Source organism: Komagataeibacter sp. SM21, from assembly GCF_041402665.1.
Taxonomy (GTDB): Bacteria; Pseudomonadota; Alphaproteobacteria; order Acetobacterales; family Acetobacteraceae; genus Komagataeibacter; species Komagataeibacter saccharivorans.
The window spans coordinates 17272-39941 of the sequence record NZ_JBGLOV010000003.1; the positions used below are offsets into that span (position 1 = coordinate 17272).

Annotated in this window: 22 protein-coding genes, 1 tRNA gene and 1 riboswitch; of the genes, 14 read left to right on the plus strand and 9 right to left on the minus strand. The window is 62.8% G+C overall.

The window, feature by feature from the left end; all coding sequences use genetic code 11:
- Positions 1–24: 24 nt before the first annotated feature.
- A complete protein-coding gene (locus tag ACBR42_RS03985; RefSeq protein WP_371207329.1) occupies positions 25–1140 on the minus strand; it encodes an ABC transporter ATP-binding protein in 1116 nt (371 codons plus the stop codon).
- Positions 1141–1239: 99 nt separating this feature from the next.
- Between ACBR42_RS03985 and ACBR42_RS03990 the strand changes: the two genes are divergently transcribed.
- The 7 genes from ACBR42_RS03990 to ACBR42_RS04020 all read left to right on the plus strand — a co-directional run bounded on the left by ACBR42_RS03990 (position 1240) and on the right by ACBR42_RS04020 (position 5794).
- Positions 1240–1497, plus strand: coding sequence for a hypothetical protein (locus tag ACBR42_RS03990; RefSeq protein WP_102324882.1), 258 nt, complete (start codon positions 1240–1242; stop codon positions 1495–1497).
- Between the two features lie 40 nt (positions 1498–1537).
- The gene (locus ACBR42_RS03995) at positions 1538–1972 is read left to right on the plus strand and encodes a hypothetical protein (RefSeq protein ID WP_118962688.1); all 435 of its coding nucleotides are present in this window, start codon (positions 1538–1540) and stop codon (positions 1970–1972) included.
- A 178-nt stretch (positions 1973–2150) separates the two neighbouring features.
- Complete coding sequence (locus tag ACBR42_RS04000) at positions 2151–2633, plus strand: MarR family winged helix-turn-helix transcriptional regulator (protein WP_102324884.1); 483 nt, start codon at positions 2151–2153, stop codon at positions 2631–2633.
- A gap of 244 nt (positions 2634–2877) precedes the next feature.
- A complete protein-coding gene (locus ACBR42_RS04005) occupies positions 2878–3072 on the plus strand; it encodes a DUF1656 domain-containing protein (protein WP_010510087.1) in 195 nt (64 codons plus the stop codon).
- Positions 3073–3100: 28 nt separating this feature from the next.
- On the plus strand, positions 3101–4012 hold the full coding sequence (locus ACBR42_RS04010) for an HlyD family secretion protein (protein ID WP_102324885.1): 912 nt from the start codon (positions 3101–3103) through the stop codon (positions 4010–4012).
- A 16-nt stretch (positions 4013–4028) separates the two neighbouring features.
- Positions 4029–5546, plus strand: coding sequence for an efflux transporter outer membrane subunit (locus ACBR42_RS04015; protein ID WP_102324886.1), 1518 nt, complete (start codon positions 4029–4031; stop codon positions 5544–5546).
- A 163-nt stretch (positions 5547–5709) separates the two neighbouring features.
- Positions 5710–5794 (plus strand) — tRNA-Leu (locus ACBR42_RS04020).
- 230 nt (positions 5795–6024) lie between these two features.
- On the opposite strand, the gene ACBR42_RS04025 is transcribed toward ACBR42_RS04020, so the two are convergent.
- Complete coding sequence (locus ACBR42_RS04025) at positions 6025–6870, minus strand: energy transducer TonB (protein ID WP_371207330.1); 846 nt, start codon at positions 6868–6870, stop codon at positions 6025–6027.
- Between the two features lie 104 nt (positions 6871–6974).
- Here ACBR42_RS04025 and ACBR42_RS04030 point away from each other — a divergent pair, with 104 nt between their 5' ends.
- From ACBR42_RS04030 to ACBR42_RS04060, 7 genes are all read left to right on the plus strand, one after another.
- Positions 6975–7436, plus strand: coding sequence for a DUF2946 domain-containing protein (locus tag ACBR42_RS04030; protein WP_371207331.1), 462 nt, complete (start codon positions 6975–6977; stop codon positions 7434–7436).
- Between the two features lie 118 nt (positions 7437–7554).
- Positions 7555–9654, plus strand: a complete 2100-nt coding sequence (locus ACBR42_RS04035) for a TonB-dependent receptor (RefSeq protein ID WP_243705366.1) — start codon at positions 7555–7557, stop codon at positions 9652–9654.
- Positions 9655–9823: 169 nt separating this feature from the next.
- Positions 9824–10609, plus strand: a complete 786-nt coding sequence (locus ACBR42_RS04040; protein WP_371207332.1) for an MlaE family ABC transporter permease — start codon at positions 9824–9826, stop codon at positions 10607–10609.
- Complete coding sequence (locus ACBR42_RS04045) at positions 10606–11400, plus strand: ABC transporter ATP-binding protein (RefSeq protein ID WP_102324897.1); 795 nt, start codon at positions 10606–10608, stop codon at positions 11398–11400. The genes ACBR42_RS04040 and ACBR42_RS04045 overlap by 4 nt, the downstream gene beginning before the upstream one ends.
- Positions 11401–11456: 56 nt before the next feature.
- Complete coding sequence (radA, locus tag ACBR42_RS04050) at positions 11457–12863, plus strand: DNA repair protein RadA (RefSeq protein WP_102324898.1); 1407 nt, start codon at positions 11457–11459, stop codon at positions 12861–12863.
- Positions 12860–13486, plus strand: coding sequence for a YigZ family protein (locus ACBR42_RS04055; RefSeq protein ID WP_371207333.1), 627 nt, complete (start codon positions 12860–12862; stop codon positions 13484–13486). Before radA ends, ACBR42_RS04055 begins: the two co-directional genes overlap by 4 nt.
- Before the next feature lie 57 nt (positions 13487–13543).
- On the plus strand, positions 13544–13780 hold the full coding sequence (locus ACBR42_RS04060; protein ID WP_102324900.1) for a DUF3297 family protein: 237 nt from the start codon (positions 13544–13546) through the stop codon (positions 13778–13780).
- A 75-nt stretch (positions 13781–13855) separates the two neighbouring features.
- Here ACBR42_RS04060 and ACBR42_RS04065 read toward each other — a convergent pair whose 3' ends face one another.
- From ACBR42_RS04065 to ACBR42_RS04095, 7 genes are all read right to left on the minus strand, one after another.
- Positions 13856–16450 (minus strand): MMPL family transporter, encoded by a 2595-nt coding sequence (locus tag ACBR42_RS04065; RefSeq protein WP_282759089.1) that lies wholly within the window; start codon positions 16448–16450, stop codon positions 13856–13858.
- Positions 16451–16592: 142 nt separating this feature from the next.
- The gene (locus tag ACBR42_RS04070; RefSeq protein WP_102324902.1) at positions 16593–17603 is read right to left on the minus strand and encodes a lysylphosphatidylglycerol synthase domain-containing protein; all 1011 of its coding nucleotides are present in this window, start codon (positions 17601–17603) and stop codon (positions 16593–16595) included.
- 75 nt (positions 17604–17678) lie between these two features.
- A complete protein-coding gene (ribH, locus tag ACBR42_RS04075; protein WP_102324903.1) occupies positions 17679–18164 on the minus strand; it encodes a 6,7-dimethyl-8-ribityllumazine synthase in 486 nt (161 codons plus the stop codon).
- 32 nt (positions 18165–18196) lie between these two features.
- The gene (ribB, locus tag ACBR42_RS04080) at positions 18197–19447 is read right to left on the minus strand and encodes a 3,4-dihydroxy-2-butanone-4-phosphate synthase (RefSeq protein ID WP_102324904.1); all 1251 of its coding nucleotides are present in this window, start codon (positions 19445–19447) and stop codon (positions 18197–18199) included.
- The gene (locus ACBR42_RS04085; RefSeq protein ID WP_102324905.1) at positions 19447–20064 is read right to left on the minus strand and encodes a riboflavin synthase; all 618 of its coding nucleotides are present in this window, start codon (positions 20062–20064) and stop codon (positions 19447–19449) included. Before ACBR42_RS04085 ends, ribB begins: the two co-directional genes overlap by 1 nt.
- Positions 20065–20066: 2 nt before the next feature.
- A complete protein-coding gene (ribD, locus tag ACBR42_RS04090) occupies positions 20067–21071 on the minus strand; it encodes a bifunctional diaminohydroxyphosphoribosylaminopyrimidine deaminase/5-amino-6-(5-phosphoribosylamino)uracil reductase RibD (RefSeq protein WP_371207432.1) in 1005 nt (334 codons plus the stop codon).
- A 129-nt stretch (positions 21072–21200) separates the two neighbouring features.
- Positions 21201–21363, minus strand: a riboswitch (FMN riboswitch).
- An 85-nt stretch (positions 21364–21448) separates the two neighbouring features.
- On the minus strand, positions 21449–22345 hold the full coding sequence (locus tag ACBR42_RS04095; protein WP_243705175.1) for an MIP/aquaporin family protein: 897 nt from the start codon (positions 22343–22345) through the stop codon (positions 21449–21451).
- Positions 22346–22670: the final 325 nt, after the last annotated feature.

The following is a 22670-nucleotide window of genomic DNA, read 5'->3' on the forward strand; positions in this document are numbered from 1 at the left end:
GCAGATGCTGACGGATGCCGGACGCTACCCCATTTCGCCGCGGAACGGAAAGGCAATTGCCTGCGCCGGCTGCCAGGCCAGCATGGCCGTCTGTCCCGGCTTCACACGTTGCAGTCCCGGCGCGGGGGGACGGCGGGCAAGCAGTTCCTCCCCATTGGCCAGCCGGAAACGCAGCAGGACATGATCGCCCATCTGCCGCAGGTCGGTCAGCGTGGCTTCCAGCAGCGGCGGTTCATCGGGGTCGGCGCTGACCGCCATGCCGGGGCGGGTCGGAAAGATGACCGCGATACGGTCGGGACGGATGCACAGCGTGGCAAGCTGGTCCGCCGCCACGTCGGGTGCCGCCATGGCTTCGACCGGCAGGCCACCGGGCAGATGCGCCCGCGCCACGTCATCATCGATACTGGCCACGCGGACCGTCAGGCTGTTGGCATGGCCGAACCCGGTGGCAACCCGGTCACAGGCCGGGCGGTCGAACAGATCGAGCGCCGTGCCCGTCTGCACGATTTCCATGCCCGACATGTAGGCGATGGTATCACCCAGAAGCAGCGCATCCTCACGCTCCCGCGTCAGCAGGACCACACACAGCCCCCGCGCCTGCACAAGCCGCCCGACAAGGCGGCGCATGGCAACACGGCTGACCGGCGGCAGGGATGTGAACGGATCTTCCAGCACCAGCACGGCCGGGTCCAGCACCAGCACCCGACCGATCATGACGCGCAGCGTCTGCTCGCGCGTGAGGGAAAGGGGACTGGCGTTTTCGAGTCCGTCGAGTCCCAGCAGCGCCAGAACCGCGCGCACCCTTGCCGCCACCGCCTGCGTTCCCACGCCGCGTGCGCGCAGGGCAAAGGCCAGGTTGGCCTGAACATTCATATGGGCGAATAGCGGGTCCCGCCAGCCTGCCAGCACGCAGGGTCGCCTGCCTGCGGGCAGGGTCGTGATATCGACCCCGTCGACCTCGATCCGGCCCGCATGCACCGCCGTCTGCCCCACCAGCATGTCCGCCACGACCGACAGACATTCGGCGCGGTCATTCACAATGGCCAGACAGGACCCTGCGGATGCAGAAAACGACAGCGCGGACGCACCGGAAAAAGCCCTCAGTGCGTTGACAACCAGCCGTAAGGAGAAAGGAGACATGCGATAACAGAAACCTGACTGGGGAGATAACGCGTTATAAGCAATGGTTGCCTCCTTACCAGAGGATTATGGACTTTACCCTTCATAAAGGACCGGACAATGAGCAAGACAGACACCATCAAGCAGGTTACCCATGAAGACCTGCAGGCCCTGAAAAGCCAGATCGAAAACCTGCTGGGCGCACACGGCAAGCAGGCGCTGCATGATGTCGCGGGCAAGGCCGAGCATCTGGTCAGCAACGCACGCGAAACGATCGCGGAACACGCGCCCAAAAGCGGTGGCTCACGCGCTCGTTCGCTGGTGGCTATCGCCATTTTCTCGGTGATCGGCTACTTTCTTGGCCGCGCGACGAAATAAGGCGTTTTAGCCTGCTGCAACCAGAGGATATGCGAGCATCATGAGAATAGGCGAAATCGGCAGAACCATCATCGAAGGGGAACTGACCCTACGCAAACTGATGGCAATCCGTCTTGGTCGTCAGGCCGCATTTCTGGTTGTCGCAGCTATATTCGCTTTCTTTGCCGTCATTTCAGGGCACGGCCTGCTGTGGGCCTTCTGCTACCAGACGCTGGGCTTCAGCGCGCTGGGGGCGGCGGCCACGGTGTTCGCGGCCGATGTGCTTGTGGTTCTGATGGGGCTGGTCATGGGGCGGCGCTCCTACATGACCCCGGAAGAAATCCGCGTGCGATTCGCCCGCGAACATGCCCTGAACGAACTGCGGCAGACGGTGGCCCTGTCCGCCGTGGCCACCACGGTGGCGGGACCGCTGACACGTCACACGCTGCGTGCCGTGTGGGGCGTGCTGCAGACCCTGATGGGCCGCCGCAGATAAGCCAGCACCCCTGCGCCCGGACTATCTGGCAATGATCTACGTCATTGCCAGATAGTATCCATGCCGAAATTGCATTGGCTCACATTGTCGTTTTCTGGAAACGTGCAGCGGTTGGATATAATAAGCACGCAAATGGTTTGCATGCTTAATAACTGCATGTCCCCGCTGACGGAACACAATGCCCGATTTCGAGCGCAACGAGAAAGAACTGTCGTTCGGTCGTCGTCTTGCCCGGCTTGGCGCCGCATGGCGGCGGCAGGTCGACAATGACCTGCGCGACTATGGCCTGACCGAGGCGACATGGCGGCCCGTTCTGTATCTGGGGCTGCTGCCGCCACCCGTGCGCCAGACGGACCTTGTCCGCGCGCTTGAAATCGAAGCCCCTTCCGTCGGTCGCCTGCTTGACGTGCTTGAACGCCGCGGCCTCGTGTTCCGTTCCCCCGACCGGGCGGACAAACGCTCCAAGCTGGTCAGCCTGACTGACAAGGGCGAACATATCGCCCGGCAGGTCCGCCATGCGGTTGAAGCGGTATCGAGCCGCCTGCTGGACGGCATCTCCACCCCCGAACTTCAGGCCTGCTATTCGGTCTTCGAACGGATCGAGGCCAATCTGTATGACCGGACCGGCGCATCTGCCGAAGTGGCGGGGGGACCGTCATGAACTTCCCGGTCGCTCCCCTTCCCCCCGTTCGGGTCGGACAGGACACATCCATAATGGCACCCGATGCCGGATGGACCCGCCATGATGGCGGCAAAAGGCGGACATCTTTGCACTTTGGCGCCATTGCCGGTTTCTTCCGGTCGCCCGGTCCGCTACAGATAGCGGCGGACACGCGGGGCATCTGCCATCGTCTGTTCCCGCCTGCTTCTCCTTCAACGGGACCGTTCGGAATGAGAACCGCCTGATGCTGAGCGAATTCAATCTATTCGGTGTCTTCATGGCACCGATTGTGGTCTATGCCGTCGCGGCCCTGCCCGTCACCATGCTGTTGCGCTCGCTGTTATGGTGGTGTGGCATCATGAAATGGTTCTGGCATCTCGCCCTGTTCGAGGTCGCGCTATACACTTGCGTCCTCTGCCTCATGATCCTGTACATCTGACTGCCCCAAGAAGGTTCGAGAAATCCCCATGCCCCTCCTGCGCACCCTCATTCGTGTGGTCCTGACCCTGGCGGTCGTAACGATGGCCATCGTCATGGGAATCACCTTATGGGACACCTACATGATTGCCCCGTGGACGCGTGATGGACGTGTCCGTGTCTATGTTGTCGATGTGGCGCCGGAAGTATCGGGAACGGTGGTGCAACTGCCGGTGGTCGACAACCAGTACGTCCATCGTGGCGACCCGCTATTCGTGCTTGACCCCGTGCGTTTCCGTCTGGCCATCCGCGAGGCGCAGGCCCGTCTGGACGGCGCGCTGGAGGACCTGAAGCTCAAGCAGAATGACGCACGCCGCCGTATGGGGCTGGGTGGCATCGTGTCGGCGGAAGAGCAGGAAGTCTTCAACTCGAACGTCGCAACCCAGATCGCATCGGTGGACGCGGCCCGCGCGGCCCTTGATCTGGCCAAGCTGAACCTGCAGCGCTCCATCCTGTATTCCCCCGTCAACGGCAACATCACCAACCTGAACCTTCGGGTTGGTGATTACGTGACCGAGGGACATGCCCGGCTGGCGGTGATCGATGCGGATTCCTACTGGGTCAACGGCTATTTTGAAGAAACCAAGATGTGGGGCGTGCATGTGGGTGACGAAGCCCGCGTCAAGCTCATGGGTTACAAGGACATCATCCCCGGTCATGTCGTCAGCATCGCGCGCGGTATCAACGACCAGAACGGCAAGCCCGACGGGCTGGGCCTGCAGGATGTCAGCCCGATCTTTACATGGGTGCGACTGGCGCAGCGTATCCCGGTGCGTATCCATCTGGACCACGTGCCTGACAGCGTGACGCTGGCCGCCGGCATGACCGCCACGATCAGCGTCGGGCCCCAGTCCCGTACCCAACGCGGCCGTCTGACGACCTGGCTGCAAGACCATCTGTAAGGCGCCGGGCACGATCATGAACATCAATTCCGTTACCCGCAGGACCGGCCTGTTCCTGACCGCGGCCATCTTCCTGACCGGCTGCACGGTCGGGCCGCGGTACCAGCCGGACCGCATGAAACCCCCGGCCAAGTTCACCGAGGACGATCACGCCGCCACGCCGGAGGAGATCGAGGAAACCGACCGGGAACTGAAGCAGTGGTGGCATCTGTTCAAGGACCCTGAACTCGACAGGCTGGTCGACAAGGCGATTGCAGGCAATTACGACCTGCAGGCAGCCGGGCAGCACATCCTTGCGGAACGCGCCATCCGCGATGTGCAGGCATCGCAGTGGTATCCGCAGCTTGATGCCGATGCGGGCGGCGGCAACGTGCGGTATTCGATCAATATCGAAAACTGGCCCCTTCGCCCCGGCAACCCGGCCAACCACCCGGATGCGAACTACCTGACCTACGGCATGGCCGGAAGCTGGCAGCTTGACGTGTTCGGTCGCATCCGCCGCAGCGTGGAAGCGCAGAAATACGCGGTCGAGGCGACGATCGAGGAACGTCGCGCGCTGATGGTCATGATCCTGTCCGAAGTTGCAAGCGATTACATGATGCTGCGTGACCAGCAGTTGCGACTGGAAATCGCGAACAACAACATCCACGTCGCGCAGGATGCCTATGATCTGACCAACCGCCTGTATCTGGAAGGCGTGGGCAACACGATGCAGATCGCGCAAGCCAAGGCGGAACTGGATTCCCAGACCGCGGCGCGTGAACCGCTGAAGACCCATATCTCCCAGATCACGCATGCGCTTGATGTGCTGATGGGACAGATGCCGGGCACGTCGGAAATCGAACTGAAGGTAGCCAAACCGCTGCCCAAGGTGCCGGAATTCCCCGCGGCCCTGCCGTCGATCGTCCTTGCCAACCGTCCCGACATCCGCACAGCCGAACGCCAGTACGCCGAAGCCACGGCGCGAATCGGCATGGCGGTGGCGCAGCTTTATCCGAATTTCAGCATCCCCATCAGCTTCAACCCGAACGCATCCGTTATGTCCCAAATGACGGAAGCCGCCACGATGAGCTGGCAGTTCCTGATGATGGCATCGCTGCCGCTGATGCACGGCGGCAAGATGACATCGCAGGTCCGCGCAACGCAGGCGGCGGCGGAAGCCAGCCGCCTGAACTATCGCCAGACCGTGCTCAAGGGCTTCCGTGAAGTCGAAGATGCGATGGCCGCATGGCATGATGATGAAGAACACACGGAACTGCTGGCCAAGGCGGCGGAAGACAGTGCGCTGGCCAGCGAACGCGCCCGCAAGCTGTATGCCGCCGGTCTTGTCGGCTTCCTGGAAGTGCTGACGACGGAACGCACCACCCTGAACGCCCAGAATGCCGAAGCCATGGCGCGGCTGGAGCGCCTGCAGGATGCCATCAACCTGTACACCGCACTGGGCGCCGGGTGGCAGGGCATAGCCCTGACCAATACAACCCTGCCGGTATCACTTGAAAAGCAGAACATACTGGCCCGCGCATTCCAGCAGTAAGTTTTCCTGATACTGGCCTGCGCGGACGGGCGGGCCAGTATCAGAAACACGCCTCCATTCCTGCACCTATGCATGTCGGGTGGAGTCATCCGGCTGACAGCCCAATAAAATCCCTGCCTGACGATTGTCCTGCGCCCCACTTATGCTAAACAGGGCGGCATATGCGAGCTTGGCGGAATGGTAGACGCACGAGACTTAAAATCTTGCGCCCGCAACAGGGCGTGCGGGTTCGAGTCCCGCAGCTCGCAGACCATGACTGGTTATATATTATTAAGTAAAAACGTATGCTTTATATGTTTTTACTGTCGCGGCACGGGCAGCCTGCGGCAAGATGCCTCATATTACAGATCTGTATTCAACCGGGAGCATGCGCTCCTCAATTCTCCTGCTAAAATCGTAGCGCGTGCAGGTCGCGCCACAGCCTTTATTCATTAAAGGAAATATTTCTTCTCGATTGAATTATATAATATTAATTCAATCAATGTAGATGAAACGTAACCGGAAGCAATACATGTCTGCCATTCAGATTTGTTCCCGGTGCCGAACACTGCACCTTTGTGGCGGCAGCAAGGGCGGTGCTGTCCAGATCATCGTAGCCGGTGCCGGTTTTCAGGGTCGTCTGTAGCACCTGTCCCTGTTCCCCGAGTGTCAGATCCACCACTGCACTGCCTTCTTCGTGCATATGCCGCGCCATTGCGGGGTAACGCCATGAAGGCTGGGTGCAATGTGGTGCCGTAGAGGATGATGCCGTTGTCCCTGCTGTCGCGCCATTCTGTGGCGCAATGGCGGGATGGCTCGCGCTGCCTACCTGTTGTCCGCCCGGTGTAGCAACCGCGCCTGCGCTGCTGTGGCCAGATACAGCATGCGCCGGAACGGGCGGAGCCGCCGTGGGTGCCGGACGTACCACCGGCCGGCGTATTTCATCCTGCTGTCGCACCTTTGGCTGTGGCTGTGGCTGTGGCTGTGGCTGTGGCTGTGGCTGTGGCTGTGGCTGTGGCTGTGGCTGTGGCTGTGGCTGTGGCTGTGGCTGTGGCTGTGGCTGTGGCTGTGGCTGTGGCTGTGGCTGTGGCGTAGCCGATGTGGGCGCGGGCGCAACCTCCGGCCGGTCAAAAAAGACCTGTATGCTGTTTTTTTCGCCCGCCGGTTCATGCACCGGCGTCTGGCGCGGTAACAGCCATGCCCCGATCATGCCATGCACCAGTATCGCCAGAAGCACGGCCCAGCCGGCAGCCATGGCGCGCCAGCCCGGACGTTCGGGCATGGTGGAAAACGGTGTGGCAAGCCTGCCTGCGCGTCTGTCCTGCTGCTGCACGCTTCTATCCATTACGGTGGCAAGACCTTACCCAGATTTGACAAAAACGTAGGCGTATCCGAGAACACATACCCGTTACCGCCCTTATCTTACAGCCAGAAAGCACCCGTTCAAACATGGGCCACGCCCGCCACCCTTTCCTGCATGACATGCCTGCGATCCGCTGGATCATGGTGCTGTGCGCATGCCTGGGGCTGTGGGGGCAACTGCTGATTGAAAGCCGCAGCCTGCCGGGTGAACTGCCGCGTTCGACCATCATGCGGCTGACAGGCATCGACATCGCGCCGATGCCCCACATGGCGGACATGCCGCAGGCCGATGCCAGCCACGACACCATGATGGATGACATGGGGCCGGGACATACCGACCCCATGAGCCAGCCGGGCCATGACCATACCGAAGGCTGCCCGCTGTGCCCGCTGCTGCACCTGCCTGCGCTGGTCCTGACCGTCCTGCCCTTTGTCCCGCTGCCGCCCGTTACGTGGGCACGCCCCCGGCATGCAATCAGCCAGCCGCGCGCGCCGCCGCCCGTCATACTGGGGCTTCCCCCTGCGCAGGGGCCACCTTCCGTATCCTGAACCCCCATGCCGCCGCATGCCCCGTGGGCATGCGCTTTCCGGTCTCCTGTTCAGGACATGAAAAGTGACTTCCATAAAATCACCGGCCACGCTTATCGCGATGGCCGCTGGCGGCAGCATGCTGGCCGCTGGCCTGTGCCATGCCGCACGGGCTGAAACCACCGTAACCCTGCCCGGCCTGTCGATCGAGGACTCGGCCGAAGATACCCCAATGGGCGAACGCCTGCTGTCCGCCAGTTCGCCATCGCAGGCGGATACCACCGCCGCGCGCCTCAGCAGCCCCGACGCGGTCAGCCTGTTCCGTAACCAGCCGGGGGTCAGTGCCTATTCGGCGGGGGGGCTTGCCGCACTCCCCGCGCTCAACGGCATGGCCGATGACCGGGTGGCAACCGTGGTGGACGGGGTACGCATCCCCTCCGGCTGTCCGAACCATATGAATCCCGCCCTGTCCTTCATCGATTCCGACAGTGTGGAAACCGCCACCGCCATTGCGGGGATCACGCCCGTCAGCATGGGCGGGGACAGCACTGGCGGCACCATCGACGTGGAACGCCGTGACCCGCAGTTCGCACGGCATGGCAAGATACTGGTTACCGGCCACGTAACCGGCACCTATCGCAGCAATGGCGGCGGATATGGCGCATCGGGCAGCCTGACGGTGGCGAATGACATGTTCAGCCTGCGCTACAATGCTTCCTACAGTCAGGCGGGCGATTACAAGGGCGGCGGGGATGCCGGTCTGGTCCGTTCGACCAGCTACCTGACCTACAACCATGACGTGACCTTTGGCGTCCATAAGGACAATCACCTGCTCACCCTGACCTTCGGGCAGCAGGACACCCCGCATGAGGGATTCGCCAACCAGTACATGGACATGACCAACAACCGCTCCACTTATGTAAACGGCAAGTATGTCGGCACATTCGACTGGGGCGAACTGGAAGCGCGTGGCTACTGGCAGCGCGAGGACCACGCGATGGACTTCCTGCCCGACCGGCGGAAAACCACCCACATGCCCATGAACACCAATGCCCGCATGGCGGGCTACAGCATCAAGGCCACCATTGCGCTGGCGGAAAAACATACCCTGCGGCTGGGCAGTTCATTCGACCATTCCGGCCTGAACGACTGGTGGCCACCGGTCGCGGGCAGCATGATGATGGGGCCTGACACCTATCACAGCATCAATGACGGCCACCGTGACCGTCTGGGCCATTTCGTGGAATGGGAAGCCGCGTGGACACCACGCGTCTCGACCCTGCTGGGTTTCCGCAATGATCTGGTCATGATGAATACGGGACCGGTCGCCCCCTATTCCACCATGCCCTCCATGATGAGCAACGCGAACATCGCCGCCGCCAGCCAGTTCAACGCCACCGACCGGGGCCGGACGGATGTAAACTTCGATGTGACCGCCCTTGTCCGCTGGAAGCCACGCCGCGACCTGTCGATCGAAGGCGGCTATGCCCGCAAGACGCGCTCGCCCAATCTGTACGAACGCTACGCATGGGGGCGTTCGGCCATGGTCACCAGCATGATCAACTGGTTCGGGGACGGGAACGGCTATGTCGGCAATCCCGATCTCAAGCCGGAAGTCGCCAATACCGCCAGCATCACTGCTGACTGGCATGACCCCGACGGCGATCGCTGGGACCTGAAAATCCAGCCCTATTACACCTACACTCATAATTACGTGAACGTGCGGCGCATCGCGTCATCGGGGCAGTTCTCGACACTGGAATTCGTCAACCACAATGCCCAGAGCTATGGCATCAACGCATCGGGCAATTATCGCCTGTGGCACAATGCCCGTTTTGGCCATGGCGAGATCGTGACCAACATCAATTGGGTGCGCGGACAGGATCTGACCAATGGCGCGGGCCTGTATCACCAGATGCCGACCAACGGAAACGTGGCGCTGCATGAACAGTGGAAAAACTGGACCGGCCGTGTGGAAATGACCTTCGTCAAGGCTAAGGATACGGTGGACTGGGTGCGCAATGAACCCCGTACCCCCGGCTATGCGCTGCTTGGGCTGGGAGGACAGTACACCTGGCGTTACATGACGCTGGATGCCAGCATAGACAACGTACTGAACCAGAAATACAGCCTGCCGCTGGGCGGGTGGTCGCTGGCGGATTACGCCGCGACCGGATCGCTGCGCGCCCTGCCGGGCATGGGCCGGTCATTCAATGTCAGCCTGACCGCACGCTTCTGACCGCCCGCCACCCACCCGCCCGGCACAGGACAGGCCGCGCCCGGTCCGGGGCTGGCGGGTGGGTGATGCGCTTTCGCTTTGACGTGGGGGGCAGCGCGCGCTACGGCAGGAACATGCTTGCCGAACCTGTTGTCCGATACGGTCATCATTCCTACACGCGGGGGGCGTTGTGAACGGCGTTCTCGATTCTGTTGCCGGTCTGGGCAGGACGGTTCTGGACATCATCCGCACGGCCGGACGGGTGGCGCTGTTCGCCGCCGTCGCCCTGTCGCATGTGATCCGCCCCCCCTTCTACTGGCGCATCCTGCGGGGCACGCTGGTTGAAATCGGCTATTTTTCGCTGCCGGTCGTAGCCCTTACCGCCCTGTTTTCGGGTGGGGTGATCGCACTTCAGTCCTATACCGGCTTCGCCCAGTACCATGCACAGAACGCCATTGCCGGGATTGTCATCCTTGCGGTCACGCGCGAACTGGGGCCGGTTCTGGCCGGGCTTATGGTCGCAGGCCGGGTGGGGGCCGCGATGTCGGCTGAAATCGGAACCATGCGGGTGACGGACCAGATCGATGCGCTGAGCACGCTGTCCACCAATCCCATGAAATACCTCGTTACACCCCGGCTGGTCGCGGGCACGCTGGCGCTCCCCTTCCTTGTGCTGGTGGCCGATATCCTGGGCGTGCTGGGCGGCTTTACCGTATGCGTGATGAAGCTGGATTTTTCCGCATCCGCCTATATCGCGGCAACAGTGGCCTCCCTCAAGGTGATGGATGTGACCGTGGGACTGGTGAAGGCGGCCATCTTCGGCTTCCTGATCGCGCTTATGGGCTGTTACCATGGCTATAACAGCCGCGGCGGCGCGCAGGGCGTGGGGGCGGCCACGACCGCGGCAGTGGTTGCGGCATCGATCCTGCTGCTGACATTCGATTATCTCCTGACGGACGTATTCTTCTCGCAATGACCCAACAGACACCCAAGATCCGCATTCGCGGCCTGAAAAAGGCGTTCGGCCCCAAGGTGGTGCTTGATGGGGTGGACCTTGATGTCATGGGGGGCACATCGTTCGTGGTCATCGGCGGGTCCGGCACCGGCAAGTCGGTGCTGCTGCGCTGCATACTCGGGCTTATGGCGCCCGATTCCGGTTCCATCGAAATCGACGGCGTGGAAATGACCACCCTGTCCGCCCGGCAGCGCGAACCCTACATGGCCAGAATTGGCATGCTGTTCCAGAACGGCGCGCTGTTCGACAGTCTGAGCGTGTGGGAAAACGTGACCTTCGGCCTGATGGCGGCGGCACGCAACGGCCATGGCCCACGCCTGACCCGCGCGCAGGCCCGCGAACGCGCGGGCACATTGCTGGAACAGGTGGGCATGGACCCTGCCGTGGGCGGCCTGTCCCCTTCCGAACTGTCCGGCGGGATGCAGAAGCGCGTGGGACTGGCACGCGCGATCGCAGCCCGGCCTGAAATCCTGTTCTTTGATGAACCGACCACCGGCCTCGACCCGATCATGGGGGCCGTGATTGACGGGCTGATTGCCGATTGCGTGCGAAAGCTGGGTTCCACCGCCATCGCCATCACACATGACATGGCATCCGCCCAGCGGATCGGGGATCAGGTCGGCATGCTGTATGAAGGCAGGCTGATCTGGCAGGGTGCGCCGTCCACACTGTTCAACAGCGGCAACCCGGTCGTGGACCAGTTTACCCATGGTCGGCGCGAAGGCCCGATCAAGGTTGACGTGCCCACCTGATTCCGGGGCACCGCCACCCCATATGAAACCGGTCTGTTCTTGCGCAAGGAGCCATCATGGCGCGTCGGCCCGCCAATCGTTTTGTCTGTCAGTCCTGCGGGGCGGTCTTTCCCAAGTGGTCGGGCCGGTGTGACGCCTGTGGTGCATGGAACAGCATTGTAGAAGAATCGGTTGAACCCACCGCGACCGGTGGCACGAACGCGCGCAGGCGTAGCGGCGCGCGTATCAATCTTGTGGGGCTGGCGGGCGACACGCCTCCGCCACCCCGGATAGAAACGCGGATAAGCGAACTCGACCGCGTGCTGGGTGGCGGACTGGTGCCCGCATCCGTGGTGCTGGTGGGCGGCGATCCCGGCATCGGCAAGTCCACGCTGCTGTTGCAGGGGGCCTGCGCACTGGCGCGTCTGGGGCGCAAGGTCATGTATATCTCGGGCGAGGAGGCGGTTGACCAGATCCGCCTGCGTGCCCGCAGGCTGGGACTGGAAGCGCCCACGCTGGAACTGGCTGCCGCGATAAACGTGGCCGACATCGCCGCCACGCTGGAAGCGGAAAGCGATCTGGCGATGGTGGTAATCGACTCGATCCAGACCATGTGGATGGAAACGGTGGAAAGCGCGCCCGGCACCGTCAGTCAGGTCCGGTCCAGCGCGTTCGAGCTGATCCGTCTGGCCAAGCAGCGCGGTTTCAGCCTGATCCTTGTAGGACACGTCACCAAGGAAGGGGCGCTGGCCGGCCCCCGCGTTCTGGAACACATGGTTGATGCGGTGCTGTATTTCGAAGGCGATCGCGGCCACCAGTTCCGCATCCTGCGCGCGGCCAAGAACCGCTTTGGCGCGACCGATGAAATCGGTGTTTTCGCCATGACCGATCAGGGGCTGGAGGAAGTGCCCAACCCTTCCGCCCTGTTCCTTGCGGAACGGCGCGGTCATATCGCAGGCTCCGCCGTGTTCGCCGGTATGGAAGGCACCCGTCCCGTCCTTCTGGAAGTGCAGGCCCTGCTTTCACCCAAAGGGGGGGATGGCGCGCCACGCCGGGCGGTGGTCGGCTGGGATACCGGGCGGCTGAACATGCTGCTGGCGGTTCTGGAAGCGCGCTGCGGCATCAAGCTCAATGCAATGGATGTCCATCTGAATGTGGCGGGCGGCCTGCGCGTGATGGAACCGGCGGCGGACATGGCGGTGGCTGCCGCACTGGTTTCGGCGGCGACAGGCCAGCCCACCAGCGCGGGTTCCGTCTATTTCGGCGAAGTCGGCCTGTCGGGGGAAGTGCGGCAGGTCTCCCAGCCCGATACACGGCTGAAGGAAGCGCACAAACTGGGCTTCGAACACGCCTACCTGCCGCGCCGCATCGCGCGGGGCAACCGCCGCCCCACCGCGCCCGACGGGCTGGGCCTGCATGAAATCGGTCATCTGGGCGATCTGGTCAGCCTGTTCACCCAGGGGATGGAGGAGGCCCCGGCGTGAGTGCACCCGAGCGCTTCATGCTACAGGCCCCCGCCATGCTGGAGCGGGAAATAAAGAAAAGCATCTTTCTGGCGCAGGCCGCCCCCGTCGCCACCCCGCAGGAAGCCATGGCCTTCATCGCCGCCGTCAGCGATCCCGATGCGACCCATAACTGCTGGGCCTATCTGATCGGCCAGACCTACCGTAGCGATGATGCGGGTGAGCCGGGCGGCACGGCGGGACGCCCGATCCTTCAGGTGATCGAGGGGCAGGGCTTCGACCGGACGGTGGTGGTCGTGACCCGCTGGTTCGGCGGTACCAAGCTGGGCGCGGGCGGGCTGGTGCGCGCCTATGGCGGCACGGCGGCGGAATGCCTGCGTCTGGCCCCGCGTCAGCCCATTGTGGAAATGGTGGCCCTGACCTTTGGCTGCGGTTTTTCCGAACACGCCCTGCTGCGCGCCCGGCTGGAAAGCATGGACTGCCAGATCTCTGGGGAAGAATTCGGCGCGGCGGGCGTGACGCTGCATATAACGGTGCCCGTCATACGCGAAGCGGAGGTGCGCGCGCGCATTACCGACATAACCCGCGGGCAGGCCACGATCCGCGTGGTGGAGGAAGATGCGTCACAGGGTGTTGGAGAGTAAGGGCATTGCCGCTATGTCAGACAGCGTTTCACGTTCAGCATACGGAAAAGACCAGATATGACCGATACCCCGCCGGACCGTCTGTCCGTCAATCCCGCCAGCCCCTTTTATGACGAGGCCCTGCTCGATCGCGGCATTGGCGTGCGCTTCAAGGGCATTGAGAAAACCAATGTCGAGGAATACTGCATAAGCGAAGGCTGGGTGCGTCTGGCCGTGGGCCGTGGCACCGACCGTTTTGGCAACCCCATGGCCATGAAGGTCAAGGGGCCGGTGGAAGTCTGGTTCAAATCCTGAAACGCACCCCCCATTCATGAAAAAAGGCCGCATCCCCAAGGATGCGGCCTTTTTCATTTCATCCCCCCGAAAGGATCATTCCGCGTCGATCGACCGCTTGGGCAGCAGGGCCGGGACGAAAACAAGGGTCGCAACCAGCGTGCAGCCCAGCGACAGCAGCAGAAGCCGCCCCATGCTGGCCGTGCCCGGATGGTGCGATGCCGCCAGCGATCCGAAGGCCGTGCCCGTGGTCAGCGCCGAAAACAGTACCGCGCGCGCCGTCGGACTGGACAGCGGCAGCTTGATCCCCGCCCGCCAGTTCATGACGAAGTAGATGTTGAACGACACGCCCACCCCAAGCAGAAGCGGCAGGGCGATGATGTTGGCGAAATTGAGCTGTTCAGGCACCACGATGATCAGGATCACCGTCATCAGCGCCGAAAGCAGCAGGGGTGCGAGTACCAGCGCGGTATCCAGCAGCCTGCGCAGCGCGACCGACAGGATGATGGCGATCATGACAATGGCCGCACCCGCCGCCGTGACAAAGGCATGCACCATGGTTGCGGCACTCTGCACGATATCGATGGCGGACCCTGCCGCCATCGGCGCGACCTTGCGGATTTCATCGACATAGGTGTGCAGCGCGCGATTGCCCTGCATCTCATGGCTGGGATGGACTTCGACCAGCGCACGGCCATCAGGCAGCAGGTAATCATGTGCCAGTTGCGCGGGCACATCAGCAATTGTCACCGGCTTGGCCTGAAGCATGCCGCGCAGCATGTCGAGCTGCATGGGCAGGAAGCGGACCAGTGCCTCGTTCGTAGCCAGAACGCGCTGGTCATCGGCCTTGGACAGATGCGCAAGGGCCGACTGGATGCGCCGCAGCGGATCATTGGCGGGCAACTGGTCCAGCACGCCGCCCAGTGCGGCAGCGGTCCTGGCGGCAGCGGCGCGCAGTTCGGCCGCATCCGGCGCAGGCTTGGGATTGGGAACCACCAGCGTCGGCAGCAGCAGGCTGGCCGCATCCTGAATCAGCGGGAGCTTGGTCTTCTGGTCGGATGGCACAAGGGAGCCAAGCCACAGCGCGTCATGCACCAGCGGCAGGCCGGACAGGCGCTCCGACATGGCGGCGGCCTGATCCAGATTGGGCAGCAGCACATCCACGGTATAGGGCGAATACTGCGGCTCCGACATCAGCATGCCCAGCGTGACCATCCCCTCCGATTTGGGGTTCTTGGTATGCAGCGGGTCGGCATCGAATGTCAGGCGTGGCGTCAGCCCCAGTCCCACAAGCGCGATCACCACGAAAACGGCAAGGATCGGCCAGCGATGGCGGCGGATCGCGTGGTCCACGGGCCGGGCGAAGGTAAAGCCCATGCGGCCATGGCCTGCGGTCGGCCGGAACAGGCGCAGCAGCGCGGGCAGCAGCGTAAGCGTGCAGATGAAGGCGAACAGCATGCCGAAGCCGGCAATCAGCCCAAGCTGGGCCACGCCGACAAAAGCGGTGGGCGTAAACGCAAGGAAACCGGCGGATGTCGCCATGGCGGCGACAAGGATCTGGTGCCCCGTTTCATTCCCCGTGCGCTCAAGCGCGTCCAGCAGGCCGGGGGAAGAGCCGTCGGGCTGTGCCTGCGCCCGGAAGCGCACTGAAAACTGGATGGCGAAATCCACCGCAATGCCCACGAACAGGATGGCGAACGCCACCGAGATCAGGTTCAGCTTGCCCACCACGATGGCGGCGAAGCCCGTGGTCAGCAGCAGGCCGGATACCAGGGTGACGATAATGGGCACGATGATGCGCCATGTATGCACCGCCAGGATCAGCCACAGCGTAACCAGCACCAGCGAACCCAGAAGCCCCGCGACCATGCCTTCGGCCACGGTTGCGAATTCCTCATCCGCAATCTGCGTATCGCCGGTGATGTGGACATGCGCGCGTCCGTTCTTGACAAACGGCAGGTCATTGGCGGCGGCCCGGATCGCATCCGATGCCGCGCCGCCGGGCTGGAAGGAATCATAATCCAGCTTGGGCTGGGTCACGACAAACTGGAACTTGCCGCCCAGATCCGCCAGATCACCCGCCAGCAGCCGTTCCCATGACAGGGGTTCAGGACTGCCATCGACCGAATGCTGCAACGTGGTGGCGAAACCGTTCAGCGCCGCCTGAAAGTTGCCCAGATCCGCCTGCCCCTGACTGACGCCAAGCGCGATCAGGTCCAGCGCACTGAACAGCCCCCGCCCGGACGGGTCGGCTGCCAGTTCACTCAGGAACGGCTGGGCGGTGATGGTGGTGTTGAGCACACGCTCCAGCGCCGTCGGGTCAAGGAACATGAGACCGTTGCGCACAAGGTAGGGATCGGTCTGGGGCGTGGTGACGTAATTGAAGTGGGCATGGTCATCACGCAGCTTCGCGGCCAGCGCCAGCGCGGTCTGCTGCGCCTCCTCCGGCAGGGCCGCATCGATTACGGCGACAAGCTGGTCCTGCTTCTGCGGGAACAGCCGCCCCATTTCGTCCGACCGCTTCTTCCAGTCGAGCGAGGAGGAGAACATCGTGTCCGTATCGGTGGTCACGCCCAGCAGCATGTAACTGGCATAGGTCGCGCCCGCTATCAGCACGGCAAAAGCCAGCACGACCGCAATGGCACGACGGGAACAGAAAGCGACAAGACGCCCAAGCGGTACCGATAGCATGACGAGTATTCAGCCCTTCAGAAACCTACGGCGTACCGCGTGGCGCGCGGCAGTCCGTGAAGATGCCCGGTTTGGCCCATGATGCGGTCGTGATGCAAGGTGGTTCTTCATGACGCACGCCTACGCACGGAGCGTGGCGATATCATGATCGACCGGACAGATGTATTTCCTTCGCATGGGCGGGCTCGGGACGTATCCAGCGCATTTCCATCACCTGCCATGCCAGAAGCGATGGCAGGCCCCATGCGATTTCCCGCAGGCGCTTGATCAGGGAAAGCGCGATCCCCACCTGCGGCGACAGGCCGAACAGCCCACCGATCAGGATATACCCCCCTTCGGACACGCCCAGCGCGCCGGGTACGGCAAAGCCTGCGGACTTCGCGGCCTGTCCCACGCTCTCGATCACAAAGCTGTCAGCAAGCGAAAGGGGATGGCCCATCGCGTCGAGAACCAGAAAAACCTCGAACGTGCCCAGCGACCAGCCCAGCAGTTGCAACGCGCCCGCACGCAGCGAATTTTCATGGGTGCGGTAAAGGGTCAGGATTTCCTGATGCAGGCCACGGATATCCTCCACCCCGTCCCATCCCAGATGGGCCGCGATCCGCACCAGCAGCTTTTCCACAACCGACACCGCGCCCAGATACTGGCTGCCAAGGAAAACCGCACCCAGCGCCACGGCTGCGAGGGCACTTTCCATAAGTTCATCCGTAACGGCGGAACGATGGACCAGACAGAACAGCACCCCCAGCCCGATAAGGGTGAACGTCACCTGACTGAGCAGTTCGATGGTCAGGTCGCATATGGTCGCCGCCGCCGCGCGCCGCAGACCCACATGATGCCTGCGCGCCAGAAGGCGGGTGGTGATGACCTCGCCCCCCACCTGCGCCACGGGAAGAAGGTTGTTGATCCCTTCGCGCGCGCAGCGCAGGGCGAAGAAATCGCCAAAGCCCAGACGGGCGCGCCCGGTCTGGGCCAGCATGCGCCATGCCTGCGCCGAAGCGCAGACCTGTGTCGTATGGAAAAGGATGATGACAGGGATGCTCCATCCCCCGGCCGCCATCAGCCAGAGAATGTCATGCAGGCCAAAACGCCCCAGCATCCATATGGTCAGACCAATTCCGAATGCCCCGGCGATGAGGGTGAACTGCCGCATCCGCCATCCCTGTCCACAGATTGAAACAGGACCATAAAGGGCCGTTTTCAGCCATTTATGGTGTCCTGTGGCATCTTAGCAGCCTCTGATTTTCTGAAGCAATGCGAGACTTTCGACACAGGCCGCCACGGCCTCGCGTCCCTTGTTGTGCACGTCATCACGCGAACGGACCACGGCCTGTTCATCAGTATAGGTCGTCAGCACGCCAAAGGCGATCGGCACTTCCGTATTCAGCGATGCCTGCTGCAGGCCGATCGCCGTGCCAAGGCTTATGAATTCGAAATGCGCCGTATCGCCCTTGATCACGCAGCCAAGGCAGACCACACCGTCGTAACGGCCCGTGCGGGCCAGCGTCTGGGCCAGAAGGGGCAGTTCGTAGGCACCGGGCGCATACATGACGTCATCATCACGCATGGCGATCGCATGTTCCGCCAGCCACGCCAGCGCGCCATCACGCAGCCCATGGGTCACGTTTTCATTGAAACGGCTGACCACGATCGCAATGCGCGGCGGATGGGCGAAATCAAGTTGCGCGGGGGCGGAGGGGATGTTGGTGCTCATATCCAGCTTTTATCCGTGTCTGTCGTTATGATTCAGTGCGTATCCGCCGTTTCCGGCTGGCACAGGGCATGGCCCATGCGGGTACGCTTGGCTTCCAGATAGGCGCGGTTGAAGGGATTGGCCGCCACCGTCAGGGGAATGCGTTCGCGCACGTCAAAGCCGTGCTGCTGCAGGGCACGCACCTTGTCCGGGTTGTTCGTCAGCAGGTCGAGCCTGTTCACACCCAGCGCGTGCAGGATGGCGGACGCTGCCTGCCAGTCACGCGCATCGGTCTCGAAACCAAGGCGATGGTTCGCATCGACCGTATCCAGCCCTTCATCCTGCAATGCGTAGGCGCGGATCTTGTTGGCCAGGCCAATGCCGCGCCCTTCATGCCCGCGCACGTAAACCAGCACCCCGGCCTGCGCCTGCCCGATCTGCTGCAACGCGCCCTGCAACTGGGCGCCGCAGTCGCATCGCAGCGACCCCAGCGCATCCCCCGTCACACATTCCGAATGCAGCCGCACCAGCGGCACGGTACCCGCCCTGTCGGGCTGGCCCTTCACCATGGCGACATGTTCGGTGCCATCGGGCGCGCGGAAGGCATGGATCATCATGTCCGGGCCGCCAAAGCGGCTGGGCAGATGGGCACGGGCCACCTGTTCGATGCCCGGTGTCGCGTCCGCCGTCGCATCCAGCGGGTGCGATTCGAGCCAGCGGGCCAGTTCCGCGATGGACAGGATCTGCAGCCCGTGCCGTTCGGCATAGGGGCGCAGGTCATCCATGCGGGACATGGTGCCGTCCTCGTTCATGATCTCGCAGATCACGGCGGCGGGTATCAGCCCGGCCATGCGCGCCAGATCGACCGACGCTTCCGTATGGCCCGGCCGCGCCACCGTGCCGCCGGGCACCGCACGCAGCGGAAAGATATGCCCCGGCGAGACAAGATCCGCCGCCGTCGCATCAGGCTGCGCCGCCACCAGCACCGTACGGGCGCGGTCGGCTGCGGAAATGCCGGTTGTCACCCCTTCGCGCGCCTCGATCGAGACGGTGAAGGCCGTGCCGCGCGGGCAGGTGTTCACCTGCGTCATCATGGGCAGGTTGAGCTGCGTGATCCGTTCGGGCGACATGGGCATGCACACCAGACCACGCGCATGCGTGACCATGAAGTTCATCGCCTCCGGCGTCATGCACTCGGCGGCCATGACCAGATCGCCCTCGTTTTCGCGGTCCTCGTCATCCACAAGGATGATCATTCCGCCCCGGCGGATGGTGGCAACAGCCTGTGCCAGCGCGGGGGGCATCAACGATACTGACATATGCTCTCCACATATTTGGCGATGACATCGACTTCGACATTCACCGCATCCCCTGCCTTCAGGGTGCCAAGGGTGGTGTGATCCCATGTATGGGGAATGATCATGAGGGCGATGCGGAACGCATCGGGATCGCTGCCCTCCGCCCCCGGCGCACCAACCTCATTGAGCGTCAAGCTGATGCCGTCCAGCGTGATCGAGCCCTTTTCCACAAGGTAGCGCCGCAGCCGGGCGGGAACGGAAAAGACAATGCGCCGTCCCTCCCCCGTCTTTTCGACTTCCAGCAGACGCGCGGTCCCATCCACATGGCCCTGCACGATATGACCCGAAAGACGGGTACCGGCAGTGACCGCACGTTCAAGGTTGACGGTGCGCCCTACCGCGATCCGCCCAAGGGCCGTGCGGTCCAGCGTTTCCGAACTGATGAAGAAGGAGGCCTTACCCGCGGCGTCAAAGGCGGTGACGGTCAGACACACGCCATTGACGGCGACGCTTTCGCCCAGAGCCAGATCGGTAATGCCGGTTTCCACCGTTATTTCCAGATCCCGGTCCAGTCGCCGCGCGGCACTGACGTGCCCCTGGTACTCGATAATGCCAGAAAACATCTTTACTCCTTCATACCGGAGAGTTCGGGGAAAAGGCGCAGCGGGCTCACATCCCCTTCCCGCACACGGACATCGTAGCGATCCATGCCGCTGCCATCCGCCGTGATGGTCAGCCAGTCATGCCACAGGTTACGGGCCACGATTTCAGCCAGCAGCGCAGGCCCTGCCTCCACCATCGCCCAAGTCACGCCCGCCTGCCCCAGCATGTCCGGCAGGGCCGCGATATCGGTGCAGACCCGAACATCGAAACCACGCGCACGAGCGGCCAGCAGGTAGGCTTCGTCCACTTCCCCCATCCGGGTGCAGATGGCGAGGATACGCGGCGCACGACCGGGATGATCCGCCACACGGCGCACGGTCAGGGCAGGGCTGTCAGCGCGGATGGTGCCGCTGGCGGTAATCACCGCGTCCGTGGCCCGGCGCAGCTTATGCGCAAGGTCAAGGGAGGCCGGCGCGCTAAAGGTCGTCTGACCTGCGGGCGGCACCATGGAACCCGTGGCGTCCAGCGCCTGCTTGACCGTAATCCATGGCTGGCCGGTACGCATGAAATGCGCGAACGGGGCCAGCAGGCTGCGGCAGGCCGCAAGGGCCGCCGCATGCGTGGGAACGGGCTGGAGCACATGCACGCTGCATCCATGCTGGTGCAGGTAATCCGCGCCGCCACCTTCCACATGCGGGTTGGGGTCACGCAATCCGATCCATATCGTGCGCACCGGCGTTGCCAGCAGCGCCTGTGAACACGGACCCGTACGGCCGGTATGGTTGCACGGTTCCAGTGTCACCACCGCCGTATGCGCGCGGTCCAGCAGGCCGCGTTCACGGCACTGGTTTATGGCCTGTATTTCGGCATGGGGAGTACCGGCGCGGTGATGGCCACCAACGGCAAGGATGACGCCATCACGGTCCAGCAGCGCACAGCCGACAGGGGGATTGGGCGCCGTGGCGCCCACATGGCGCGCGGCCTCATCCACCGCGGCGCGAAAACCATGCGCAACCGCTTCAGGCAGGTCAGGAGCGGGAAAGGGCATGATGCCCCGTGGCAACGCGTCCAAGCAACAGTACTCCATCCATCTGGACGGACTCAGGGCGCGTAAAACCATCTGCCTGCCTTCCATGACGGAAGGCGGGTGTACAGTTCTCGTTCTCTCTCATCCGGACTGTAACCGTCGGTTCCGGAATCACACCGGATCTGCTTGACCCCGCCCGCATGACTGCGACCGGGCGCTCGCGGACTTATGCCCCTGCGGACAGGGAACACTCACCGCCGGTGGGGAATTTCGCCCCGCCCTGAGAACGCCTGCAAACCGGGTCTGGGACCCGATTCGCGTTTCTGGTTATGATATTGGGAATAATTTGCGCCGATTGCAAGTAGGCTGCCTGCCCATCACTGGCGGGGCGTCCCCTGCGCCCCCGCATGACGGCCCGGATGCAGCAGGGAAGGGATGCGGCCATGGTGGCCGAAATTGACCAGCCGCGCCTCCTCCACCTCGATACGTCCCAGCAGGCGCGAACGCAGCAGCCAGATCGCAAGTGCTGCCCCCATGAAGGGACCAAGCACATAAATCCAGAACGCCTGCCACTGTCCCGCCATCAGCGCCGGACCAAAACTGCGCGCCAGATTGGAGCTGTTACCCGACAGCCAGGCCGAAATCGGGTTGCATATGAAAAAGAACAGCCCGCCCGCCCATGGCGTCACCACTTTCCATGTCGGATGGGCGGCAAGGCAGCACAGCATCAGCACCAGCAGGGCGGTCAGCGCCACCTCCGTCACCAGCGGCCAGATAACCGCTACCCCTGAAAAGGGAACGGTCGCGGCATAGGCGGATTCGTGCACCATGCGCCCCCACCCCGGAAGCAGATGCCCGAAAAGGGCGAGGAGAAAGGTGGCGACACAGGCGCCCGCCATCTGCGCCGCAACGTAGCCGCACAGATCGACACCCCCCAGCCGTCCCGCGAGACTGAACGCCAGCGAGACGGACGGGCTGACATGCGCCCCGCTGACACGGCCAAACGGCGTATAGGCGGCCACAGTCCCCGACAGGCCAAAGAACAGGCCGCATAAGGCGGTCTGGAGCAGGGGATGGGGCGCAAGGTCCCTGCCGATGACACTGAAAGGGGCCGTCAGCACCGTCACGGAAATGATCCCGCAGAGCATCAGCACCACGGTGGCGACCATTTCGCATCCATACAGCTTCCAGTGAAAGGGATGGTCAGGATGCGGCATACCGGCCAGCGGTCGGTCCTCGATGGGACGGGAACCCGATTGCCGGGATTCGGTCATATCTCTCACTCCCATGTCAGTGCATGTAAAGGACTTGAGTTAACGGCAGAAATGTTATGAAATAAAGGAAATCATGCGAATATATGTCGTGCGTATGAATATTTAATGCATAACAGATAAACATTTTTTCTATATAAGATGCAATCCGTTCATGTATTACGCATGTTATGTTGCCGGCGAAAGAAAACAGACGGTATCTGCTGCCATCTGCACACAGCCGATATTATCCCGTGCCCGTACCCGGCACGGGTGGATTTTGTTAATCATGTATTCAGGGGCTGACGCGCCAGACTGATGGATTGCTGTTGTAAAGAAAGCTGCCTGT